Here is an 11,201-nt window from a genome sequence, read left to right on the forward strand (position 1 = left end):
GGTATGCCCGAGAACATCAGGTATCGCGCGCGCCCTGGGAAAGAACGGGCGAGCTCAGGCGCCGAGTTCGACGAGCACCCGCGGGATCTCGGCTACGAGCTCGCTCGCCAGGTAACCGAGCGGGCCGACCTGCACCGCGAGCCGGTCACCCGCGGCCGCGTGCACGTACGACGCCCACGCCACTGCCTGCGCGGGATCGGCACCCCGTGCCAGCAGCCCCGTGACCGCACCCGACAGGACGTCCCCACTGCCGCTGGTGCCGAGTCCTCCGGCGCCGGTGCCCTTGATCCAGCTCCGCCCCTTCGGAGTCGCGATGGCGTCCCCGAGGGCCACGACCGCACCGAACCGCTGCGCGATCGCCATCGCGTCGGCCACGTCGTCGTCGCTGCCCTCCCGACCGAGGAGCCGTTCGGCTTCGCCGGAGTTGGGCGTCATCACCAGCCGGCCCCGGAGCGGTTCCAGACGGTCCCGCACGTCGGCCGCCACCCCGAGGGCGAACGCATCGAGCACGACGGTGGTCTGTGGTCCGACGACGTCGGCGAGGCCGGCCACCAGGTCACGGGTGCCGTTCGGCTCGTCGAGCCCCGGGCCGACCAGCAGCGCGTCCGCACTCGCGGCGGCGGCGGCGATCCCCTCGATGGCACCGACGGCGACGTGACCGTCCGCGTCCTCGTCGAGCGGTTCGACGCCGGACTCGGGCACGGCGACCGCGACCTCGTTCGCGATGCTCCGTCCCACTGCGAGGGTGAGCCGCCCCGCTCCCACCCGGAGTGCAGCGAGTGCCGAGAGCATCGCGGCTCCGGGCGTCCGCGCTGCGCCGCCGACCACGAGCACCTGCCCGCGACCGTACTTGCCGGCGCCGGGCTCGGGGAGCGGCCAGTCCCGCAGGAAGTTCGGGGTGACGGTCTCAGCGGACATGCTCGTCGTCCTTCCGGCCGGTGTGTGCCGTGACCTCGTCGTCGTCGAGGTGCCCGACGGAGGAGAACTCCTCGAGCACCCACGGTGCACCGGCACGTTCGCGCCGGAGTCGTGTGAGCGAGGCGTTCGCGACCGCGTGCGTCCGAGCGAACTCCATGAGCGCCGGCTCGTCGAGGTCGAGGCACACCGCCACGACCAGCATCACGACGGCGTCGTGGGCCGCGACGACGAGCCGCTCGGTGCCCTCGATCCGGTCGACGTCGACCAGTGCCGATCGGAGGCGGAGCATCACATCGGCCCAGGACTCACCGCCCGCTGGCCGGTGGTAGTACTTGCCGAGCCACTGCCGGCGACGTTCCTCGTCGGGGTGCCGGTTCCGGACACCCTGCAGGGTGAGCAGGTCGAGGACACCGAGCTCGCGGTCGCGGAGCCGCTCGTCCACCCGTCTCTCCGGCTCGGCCAGTCCGCCGGCCCCGAGCGCGATCTCGATGGTCTGCTGCGCACGCAGGTACGGGGAGACCCACAGTGCCACGGGGACGTCGTCGATGCCACGATCGGCGAGTTCCTGCCCGAGCGACCGCGACTGCGACTCGCCGAGCGGGCTGAGCGGGACGTCGGCGTCACGGTACTGGACGTCGATGACGTCGTCGCCCGCGGCCTCCGCTCGGGCGGCGGCGACGTTCGCGAGCGATTCACCGTGGCGGACGAGCCAGATCTCCTGCACTGCCATGCGGCCACGCTAACCACGACGCGCTGAGCCGGCTCACCGACGCCCACCGACTGCGGTGCGGCGGGCGCTCCGGACCGGGCGGATCGCGCAGGGCAACCCCGCGGCGCGGAACCGGAGCGCCAGCGCATCGAGGTCGAACAGGTCTCGCCACTCGAGCCGGATGATCGTCCGGACACCCGGCACGGTGAGCAGCCGACCGTGCCGCCGCTTCTCGTCGAGGAACACCTCGGCCTGGCTGCGGCCCCCGAGGTAGCGCTCCTGCGTGTACTTCGCGCGTCCGTCGATCTCGACGACGACGCCTTCTGCGGGGAACCAGAAGTCGACGGCGGACCGGTGACCATCGACGACGAACTCTCGCTGCAGCACGGGCGTAGGCAACCCGAGCTCGCGGAAGACCACGCGCGCGAGTGACTCCGCCGGGGAACCCGAACGCCCGTCGGCCAGGTCGAGGACCTGCGCTGCCCTCGCCCGCCCGCGAGCACTCGGGTGCACCGCTCGCCACAGCTCGTCGCGCCCGGTCCCGTTGCGCAGCGCGGCGTCTGCCACGACGACCCCCGTGCGCAGGTCTCCGGTCATCGCGATGTCGATCACCGTCCGCGGGACCGCGGTCACTGCGAGGTCGCCGACCCGGACCCGTTCGGCACCGGACACCGGTCTCGTGTGCAGGACCAGCTCGGGGGTCCTGCCCCGGTACATCGAATCCGGCACGGTGGCGTGCACCGGGACGCTCCACCCGCCGAGCGCGGGCAGCCCGTGCACCGCGGCCGCTGAGTCGTGCGATGCCGTCGCCCGCGGGCCGAGCCGGCCGAGCCGCGCGTACACGCGGGTGACGTACCGCTGCCGTGGCCCGGCCGCGTCCCACGCTGCCCCGTCGACGAACGCGTTCGGCCCTGCCCGGACGAGTCGGCCCGGACCCTGGAGTCGGGTCCGGCGGCGCAGGGTGGTGGCGTCGAGTCCGGCCTCTCGCGTGGCCGAGGCTCGGAGGATGGGCAGCGGTTCGTTCATGGAGGAGACGTTGCCCGACCCGCCACGCGCCCAGCGGGCTGACGTCGAGGACTGTGGACGGGCCTCCAGGCCTGCCCGTCTGTGGAGGAAGGACGTTCCTTCCCAGAACGGCCGCGATGCCAAGTGGAATCGGGCGTACCTGGTCGGAACTTTCGACCAGGTACACCCGAATCGACCACCTACGCCCGAATCGACCAGGCCCCCACGCACCACACAGAAGGCGGCGCCGGACGGAACGCACCCGTGTCCCGTCCGACGCCGCGGTCTCTCCCCCGAAGGGGACCGGCCCCGCTGCCTCAGGCCCGGCGTACCCGCAGGGTCACGATCTCGAAGGGCCGGAGCGTGAGCACGACCGGCTCCCCCGAGTCCCACGAGTCCCCCAGCGGGCGTTCCAGCAGGTCCACCGTCGCCACCGAAGCGACGTCGAACCCGAACGACACCCCGACGTCGGTCGCCCGACCACCGGAGGCCTCGTACAGTCGCACGACCACGTCACCGGAGCGGTCCTCGGCGAGCTTCACGGCCTCGACCAGCACCTGCGGCGACGACACGGTCACGATCGGGTCGACGGCAGTCGTCCCCGCGACCGAGCGCACCGGCAGGTTCAACCGGTAGCCGGAGTCGGCGGCGTCGAGCACCGATGCCCCCACCCGCAGCACCGTCCGGAACACGTGGTGCCCCTGGTCGGCGTTCGGGTCCGGGAACGTCGGTCCGCGCAGCAGCGACTCGCGCACGAGCGTCGTGGTGCCGCCGTCGCGCCGCGTGGAGCGCGTGATGTCGTGTCCGTAGGTGGAGTCGTTCGCCACCGCGACGCCGAACCCGGGCTCGGCGACGTGCACCCATCGGTGCGCCGAGGTCTCGAAGCGGGCGTGGTCCCACGAGGTGTTCTGGTGGGTCGGCCGGTCGATGTGGCCGAACTGGATCTCGCTCGAAGCGGACGAGGCGCGCACATCGAGCGGGAACGCCAGCTTGAGCAGCTTCTGGTGCTCGTGCCAGTCGACCTCGGTCTCGATGGTGAGTTCCGGCCCGCCCTCGACGGCCGAGTAGCGGGTCGTGAGCGTCGACGACCCGAAGGACCGTTCCACCACGAGCGAGGAGCCGTCGATCGCGACCGACGAGGCCGACAGCACGGTGCCGTTGCGCTGGTACGCGCGGTCGATGTCCCACGCCTCCCACTGGTTCGGGGTGTCGCGGAAGACCGTGTACTCGGCAGCGGCCGCACCCGGTGCGATCGCGTCGCGTCCGCTCGCGCGGTCGACGAGCGACACGACGTGCCCGGCTCCGTCGATGGTCGCCGTGACGACGCCGGTGTCGAACACGAAGTGGTCGCCGGAGCGGACGGGAGGCACGGGTCGCGGTTCCGAGCCGAGCGAACCACCCAGGGCGGTTGCGTCCCCTGCCGCGACCGGCGAGGCGTTGAAGCGCACGACGTTCCCGGACGAGCCGCTGCCGCCGACGGCGTCGCCGCCGGACGGCGCGTCGAGCAACGCACTGCTGCCGCCGGCGGCCGTCGACGACGAGGCCCCGACCCCGGCGAGTGCCGCAGCGCCCCCGTTCGCGAGCGCGGTCGTCGCGTTGCCGATCAGCCCCTCGAGCACCCGGGCGATCTGCGCGTAGTTCTCCTCGGCGTTCTCGTAGACCCAGGCGATCGAGGACCCCGGCAGGATGTCGTGGAACTGCTGCAGCAGGACGGTGTGCCAGGCGCGCTCGAGCTCTTCGTAGGGGTAGTCCAGCCCGAGGCGCACGGCCGCGGTCGATGCCCAGAGCTCGGCTTCGCGGAGCAGGTGCTCCGAGCGGCGGTTGCCCTGCTTCGTGCGGATCTGCGACGTGTAGGTGCCGCGGTGGAACTCGAGGTACATCTCGCCGGACCACACGCCGGGGGTCGGCAGGGCCCGTTCGAGCTCCTCGAAGACCTGCGCCGGGGTGCCGAGCTGCACGCGCGGCGAGCCGTCCAGGTCGTGCTGGCGTCGGGCTGCGGCGACCATCTCGCGGGTGGGTCCACCGCCGCCGTCACCGAAGCCGTAGAGCAGCATCGAGGTGTTCGCGACCCCGCGCTCCTTGTTGTTCCGTTCGCCGCGGTGCAGGTCGGCGGCGGAGACGTCGGAGTTGTAGGTGTCGGCCGGCGGCAGGTGCGTCAGGACGCGCGAGCCGTCGATGCCCTCCCAGTGGAAGGAGGTGTGCGGGATGACGTTCGTCTCGTTCCACGACGGCTTCTGCGTGACGAACCACTTCGAGCCGGCGGCGCGGACGATCTGCGGCAGCGCCCCGGAGTAGCCGAACGAGTCGGGCAGCCAGGCCTCGGGGGTGTCGATGCCGAACTCCTCGAGGAAGAAGCGCTTGCCGGCGACGAACTGTCGTGCAAGCGCTTCACCACCGGGCAGGTTCGTGTCCGACTCGACCCACATGCCACCGACCGGGATCCACCGGCCCTCGGCGACGCGCTGCTTGATGCGGGCCCAGATCGACGGGTAGCCGTCGCGGATCCACGCGTACTGCTGCGCGGACGAGCAGGCGAAGGTGAAGTCCGGGTCGCGGTCCATCAGGTCGAGGACGTTCGAGAACGTGCGGGCGCACTTGCGGATCGTCTCGCGCACCGGCCAGAGCCAGGCGGAGTCGATGTGCGCGTGGCCGACGGCGATCGCCCGGTGTGCCGCGGCGCTCGCGGGGACGGCCAGCACGGGTGCGAGAACCTGGCGGGCGTCGGCTGCGGTGCCGGCGACGTCGTCGGGGTCGAGGGCGTCCGCTGCCAACTCGAGCGCGTGCAGGATGTCGGCGCCGCGGGTGCCGTCGGTGGGCAGCTCCGCCATGAGGCCGCGCAGGACCCAGAAGTCCTGCTGCAACTCCCACACGGTGTCGTCACGCTCGACGAGTTCGAGGGCACGCACGCGGTAGATCGGCTTGTCCCCCGCGGTCGATCGCGACCCGAGGGGCGTCGCGCCCTGGAACGAGTCGCCGCCGATGTCCGGGTTCGCGCCGGCTTCGACGTACAGCTCGAAGGACTCCCCGGGCCGGGCCTCGACGGGCACGGTGTCGTTCCGCGGCTCGACGCCCTTGATCGTGGAGCCGTCGGTGCGGTACGCCAGGCCCTCGGCCTGGAACCCCGGGTGCCGCTTCGTGAACCCGAGGTCGACGAGCAGTTCCGCCGTGGTCCCCGGCGCGGTGCCGAAGTCGGCGGGGACGGTGCCGGTGATCCGGAACCAGGTGGTCCCCCACGGCCGGCCACCCCAGGCGCTGCCCACGGTGAACGGTGTGTACGCCTGCTGGACGGCGGAGTCGAACGGCACCGGCTCGTCCGGCACCTCCCACGCCTCGATCGTCACCGGCGCCGAGCGGCGGTGGACGGCGGGGTCGACGCGGTCGCGAACGAGGCGGGCGATCCGGGCCTCGACGAGCGGTTCGTCCTGGTGCATGTGGTTCCTTTCGAGAGAGCCGGCCGGAGCCAGCAGATCAGCCCTTGATGCCGCCGGCGAGGGCGTTGCCGCCGCCGAGGCCTCGGGACACGATCACGTAGAGGGCGATGACGGGCACGGAGTAGACGATGGAGAACGCGGCGAGCTGTCCGTACGCGACCGCCCCGTTCTGCCCGAAGAAGTTGAAGATGCTCACCGCGGCGGGCACCTTGTCGGGCGAGAGCAGCAGGACGAACGGGACGAAGAAGTTCCCCCACGCCTGGATGAACACGAAGATGAACACGACGGCGATGCCCGGACGCATGAGCGGGACGACGATGCGCGTCAGGGTGGTCATCATCGACGCCCCGTCGGTCCACGCAGCTTCCTCGAGCGAGATCGGCACGGAGTCCATGAAGTTCTTCGCCATCCAGATCGCCATCGGCAGCGACGTGGCGGCGAGGAAGAAGATGCAGCCCCACACGTTGTCGATCAGGTTGAGCGACACGAACAGCGCGTAGACGGGCACCATCATGGCGGTGATCGGCAGACCGGTCCCGAACAGGATGCTGTACAGGAACGGCTTGTTGACCCGCATCTTGTAGCGGGACAGCGGGTACGCGGCGAGCAGTGCGAAGACCACGGTGACGACCGCCGTGCCACCGGAGAGCAGCAGGCTGTTCGCGAGCGGGATGAACGACAGCTCGGGCGTGAGCACCTTCGTGAAGTTGTCGAGCGTGAACTGCGTCGGCAGCTTCACGGACAGCGACGCCTGGGTGTCGACCGAGGCGAGGACGAGCCAGAGCAGCGGGACCGCGAAGCACACCGCGATCACGAGGAGCACGATGTTCGCCACCCACCGCATGGTGCGGCCGCGGGGCGACGTCATGTGCAGCGAGCCGGGAGCGGTCACCGATCGGGTGGTGGTCGGGTCGAGGGACGGGGCAGTGATGGCCATCAGTCCACCTCCGGCTTGAGGGCTCGGATGTAGATGATCGAGAAGACCGCCCCCACCACGAGCAGGATGGTCGCGATCGCGGTCCCGAAGCCGAGCTGCGAGAACTTGAACGCCTCTTGGTAGGCGAGGATCGGCAGGGTCGACGAGTTCGTGCCCGGCCCACCCCCGGTCATCACGAAGATGAGGGTGAAGACCGACAGCGTCTGCAGCGTCGTCAGCATCAGGTTGGTCGAGATGCTCCGTCGGATCACCGGCAAGGTGATGTAGACGAGCCGCTGCCACCCGGTGGCACCGTCGACCTCGGCGGACTCGGTGATCTCCTCGGGGACCTCCTGCACGGCGGCGGAGTAGACGAGCATCGAGAAGGCCGTGCCGCGCCAGATGTTCGCCAGGATCACGGCGAACATCGGGAACGTGTAGAGCCAGTTCGGTCCGCTGATGCCGATGGACTTCAGGAACTCGTTGAGCGTGCCCTCGTCGTTGAAGAAGGCGTACGCGGCGAACGAGGCGACGATCTCCGGCAGGACCCAGGCGGCGACGACGAAGGTGCCGACGATCGCGCGGACGGCCTTGTTGGCCGAGCGCATCAGGAGTGCGAGGCCGAGCCCCAGCACGTTCTGTCCCACGACCGCCGAGGCGAGCAGGAACACGACCGTCAGGATGACGGACTTCGGGAAGTCCGGGTCCTGGAAGAGTTCGACGTAGTTCTGGAAGCCGACGAACTGCTGGTCGGCAGCGCCGGCGCCGGTGAGCGCGGAGTTCGTGAACGACCCGTAGAACGACGAGATGACGGGGCCGAGCAGGAAGATGACGAGCAGGACGAGGGCGGGCAGGAGCGGGACCGCTCGGCCGACGTTCCGCAGTGGTCGCCGCTTGCGCGGCACGGGTGGATCGGTGCGCTTCGGCGCACCGGGCGCCGACAGCGTCGGCGCGAGGGGGGTGCTGGACACGATGGGTGCCTTCCGGGTGCGGAGGGGTTCCGAAGGTGGGGAAGGACGGACCGGGAGGCGCGGTGCGGGGCCGCCCCGCGCCTCCCGTCCGTCAGTGGGGGACGTCCGTCAACCAGCCGAGACGGTGTTCTCCTTGCCGACCACCTGCGTGACGGCCTTGTCGTACACGGCGGCCGCCTGCTTCGGCGTCTGCTGTCCGGTCATGACCGACTCCATCGCGACCTGGATCGCGTTGGACACCTGCGAGTAGTCGCTCGTCGCCGGGCGGAAGTTCGTGTTCTCCACCAGCCCGGAGAAGAACTTGAACGTCGGGTTGGCGTCGGTGTAGGCGGTGTCGTCCGCGACGTCCTTGCGGACGGCGATCTGGCTGTTCTCGGTGTCGTACTTCAGCGAGCCGTCCTTGTCGAGGAAGCTCGTGATGAAGTCGAACGCCGCCTGCGGGTTCTTCGACTTCGCGCCGACCGCCAGGGTCCAGCCACCGGACATCGAGTTGTAGCCCGGGTCCTGACCGTTCTGCGTCGGCATCGGCGCCTGACCCATCACGTCGTTCCACTCGGCCCACGGCGCGGTGCCGGACTTGAGCCACGTGCCGGACTGCCACGAACCGTCGAGGTCGATCGCGAGCTTGCCCTTCGGCAGCCACGTCTGCGCGATCGTCGTGCCGACGTTCGTGTCGAGCGCCTGCTGCGGTGTCGGGCCGAGACCACCCTGGTAGACGTCCTTCACGAACTGCAGCGAGTCCTCGAACTGCTTCGAGCCCGTGACCCACTTCTTGTCCTTGTAGAGCGTGTTGCCGGAGCCGTCCGCCCCGTACAGGAGCATCTCGAAGCCCTGCATGGTCGATGCCTCGCCCTGCGCCTTGCCCGAGTAGATGTTGAACGGGATGAGGTCGGGCTTCTTGTCCTTGATCGTCTTCGCCGCGGCGAGCACGTCGTCCCAGGTCTTCGGCTGCCACGGCACGGGCAGGCCGACGGACTTGAAGATGTCCTTGTTGTACCAAAGAGCGCGGGTGTCGGTGCCCATCGGGACGCCGTAGATCTTGCCGTCGTCACCCTGCCCGGCCTGCTTGGCGTTGTCGAAGAACTGGTCCCAGTCCTTCCACTTCGCCGTGTACTTGTCGAGCGGCAGGAGGTAGCCGGCCTCGGCGTCGGCCTTGACGAGGAAGGTGTCCTCGTACATGACGTCGGGAGCCGTCGCGGGCGCCTTGTTCATGAGCGCGAGCTTCGTGTAGTAGTCGTTGCCCTGGGCCTGGATCGGGACGAGCGTGACCTTCTTGCCCGGGTTGTCCTTCTCGTACTCCTTCTTGACGAGCTTCATCTGGGCGTCGAGCTGCTGGAAGGCTCCGAACTTCTGGTACGCGATCTTGATCGTGTCGCTCGAGGCGGACCCCGAGGCTGAGCAGCCTGCCAGGCCGACCGCGGCGACGGCCACGGCTGCGAGTCCGGCGATGATGCGGGTGCGTTTCATCGGTGCTCCTTTGCACGGGTGACATCCGCGGGCTCCATCGCCCGCGCGCAGGATTAGTCCAGCGTATGGACTTATCCGTGTCAAGGAGTTTCTCGCGCCGCGCGCGTCGCGTGCGCGTGGTTGGGGGCGTACCGTGCCGAAGCGGGCGTACCTGGTCGGAACTTTCGACCAGGTACGCCCGAATCCGCTTCCCATCCCACGCGCTGCGGCTCACTCGATCGGGGTCGCGCCCCCGGTCACGGTGATCCCGCCGGCCGACGGGACGTCGACGAGCAGCAGGCTCGGGCGACCGACGTGCCGCCCCTGCCGGATGACGACGCGGTCCCCCGGCTCGACGGCACCGACCTCGCGCAGGTACGCCCCGGTCGACGCTGCCGCCGAGCCCGTCGCCGGGTCCTCGGTGATGCGGCCGGCGGGGAAGAGATTCCGCGCCTCGTACTCACGCTCCCCGGTCCGGTGCAGCACCGTGACCGTCCCCTGCCAGCCCGCCTCGTGCTTGAGGTCGGCGAGCGGGCCGGGTGCGAAGCGGAACTGGTGGAAGAGCTCCCGGTCGTGCAGCACGAGCACCGGGTGCCAGTTGCCGGCGAAGGACTCGAGCACCGGGAACCCCGGCGCGATGTCGTCAGCCGTGAACCCGAGCAGGTCGAACAACCGAGCGAGGAGCGCCGGGTCGATGTCCCGCGTCGCCGGTTCGACACTCGTCATCGCGACCTGGACCGCACCATCGGCACCGGTGGTGGCGTCGAGGGCGACCTCTCCGGCGGCCGTCGTGAACACCCGGCGGCCGAGCCCCTGCCGTTCGGCGAGCGCCACCGCGAGCGCGACCGTGGCATGGCCGCAGAACGGCACCTCGGCGGCGGGCGAGAAGTAGCGGACGTGCGGGCCCGTTGCGGTGGCGCCGACGACGAACGCGGTCTCGGGGTAGCCGACCTCGCGGGCCACGGCGAGCATCTCGTCGTCGGAAAGCGCTGCTGCGTCGAGGACCAGACCGGCGGGGTTGCCGCCCCCGGACTCGGCGGCGAAGGCGGTGTACCGGAGGACGTCGATGCTCATGGTGCGACGCTACTGCGGGGGCAGCGAGGTCCGCGCGGGCCGATCACCGACGGGTGGCTCGGCACCTCAGGTGGGGGTAACCCCCGCACGGGTCCGGGTGTGCACGTGATGTTTCAGCAGGTGATCCGTCACGAGACTGGGTGCATGAGCACCGACACGCGACCGAACACCTCCCGCCGCACCCTCCGCATCGCCCTCGCCGGGGCCGCAGCACTGTCCGCGCTGCTGCTGACCACGGGGTGCAGCGTGATCCAGGACATCGTCCCGAACAAGACGCCGCAGAAGCACTTCGCCACGTACTCGGACGCGCCGCGGTCCGGTGAGTCGGAGGACATGGCGTTCTTCATGCCGGAGTGGGTGCCCGAGGACGCTGAGGACATCGACGTCCGACTGCATGCCTCCCAGCCCGGGTACGTCATCCGGTTCGCCTCACAGGACGGTGTCGACCTCACCGCGTGCACGAAGCTCGACGGCTCGTACGGCGGCCCGGCGATGGAGGCGGACTTCCTGCCCGACGACCTGCCCACGACGGGCCTGGTCACGTGCGGCGACGGCCGCGCGGTCGCCGAGATCGGCGACCGCTGGTACGGCTGGACCACGAAGGACGCGATCCCCGGTCAGGACGACTCGAGCACGCTGCGCACGGACGGCTGACGCGCCCCCAGGGCGGACGGGAGGCCCGTGGCGAACCCGCCACGGGCCTCCCGTCCGCCTGGGACTCGCGCCCAGGG

Annotated in this window: 9 protein-coding genes; 1 reads left to right on the plus strand and 8 read right to left on the minus strand. The window is 70.4% G+C overall.

Annotation, left to right across the window (positions count from 1 at the left end):
* Positions 1 to 54 precede the first annotated feature (54 nt).
* From OGL88_RS12935 to OGL88_RS12970, 8 genes are all read right to left on the minus strand, one after another.
* On the minus strand, positions 55 to 918 hold the full coding sequence (locus OGL88_RS12935; RefSeq protein ID WP_263091659.1) for an NAD(P)H-hydrate dehydratase: 864 nt from the start codon (positions 916 to 918) through the stop codon (positions 55 to 57).
* Positions 908 to 1,648, minus strand: coding sequence for a histidine phosphatase family protein (locus OGL88_RS12940; RefSeq protein ID WP_205463275.1), 741 nt, complete (start codon positions 1,646 to 1,648; stop codon positions 908 to 910). Before OGL88_RS12940 ends, OGL88_RS12935 begins: the two co-directional genes overlap by 11 nt.
* 33 nt (positions 1,649 to 1,681) lie before the next feature.
* Complete coding sequence (locus OGL88_RS12945; RefSeq protein ID WP_263091660.1) at positions 1,682 to 2,653, minus strand: hypothetical protein; 972 nt, start codon at positions 2,651 to 2,653, stop codon at positions 1,682 to 1,684.
* Between the two features lie 296 nt (positions 2,654 to 2,949).
* Complete coding sequence (locus OGL88_RS12950; protein WP_263091661.1) at positions 2,950 to 6,063, minus strand: alpha-mannosidase; 3,114 nt, start codon at positions 6,061 to 6,063, stop codon at positions 2,950 to 2,952.
* A 37-nt stretch (positions 6,064 to 6,100) separates the two neighbouring features.
* On the minus strand, positions 6,101 to 7,000 hold the full coding sequence (locus tag OGL88_RS12955) for a carbohydrate ABC transporter permease (protein WP_374114446.1): 900 nt from the start codon (positions 6,998 to 7,000) through the stop codon (positions 6,101 to 6,103).
* On the minus strand, positions 7,000 to 7,950 hold the full coding sequence (locus OGL88_RS12960) for a carbohydrate ABC transporter permease (RefSeq protein WP_111085332.1): 951 nt from the start codon (positions 7,948 to 7,950) through the stop codon (positions 7,000 to 7,002). The genes OGL88_RS12955 and OGL88_RS12960 overlap by 1 nt, the downstream gene beginning before the upstream one ends.
* A gap of 108 nt (positions 7,951 to 8,058) precedes the next feature.
* Complete coding sequence (locus OGL88_RS12965) at positions 8,059 to 9,417, minus strand: extracellular solute-binding protein (RefSeq protein WP_263091662.1); 1,359 nt, start codon at positions 9,415 to 9,417, stop codon at positions 8,059 to 8,061.
* Positions 9,418 to 9,627: 210 nt separating this feature from the next.
* Positions 9,628 to 10,470, minus strand: a complete 843-nt coding sequence (locus tag OGL88_RS12970) for a PhzF family phenazine biosynthesis protein (RefSeq protein ID WP_263091663.1) — start codon at positions 10,468 to 10,470, stop codon at positions 9,628 to 9,630.
* 144 nt (positions 10,471 to 10,614) lie between these two features.
* Here OGL88_RS12970 and OGL88_RS12975 point away from each other — a divergent pair, with 144 nt between their 5' ends.
* Positions 10,615 to 11,124 carry a hypothetical protein gene (locus OGL88_RS12975; protein ID WP_263091664.1) on the plus strand — a complete coding sequence of 170 codons (510 nt, stop codon included), beginning with the start codon at positions 10,615 to 10,617 and terminating at the stop codon, positions 11,122 to 11,124.
* Positions 11,125 to 11,201: the final 77 nt, after the last annotated feature.

The organism is Curtobacterium sp. RIT-PI-V, from assembly GCF_025642935.1.
Lineage (GTDB): Bacteria > Actinomycetota > Actinomycetes > Actinomycetales > Microbacteriaceae > Curtobacterium.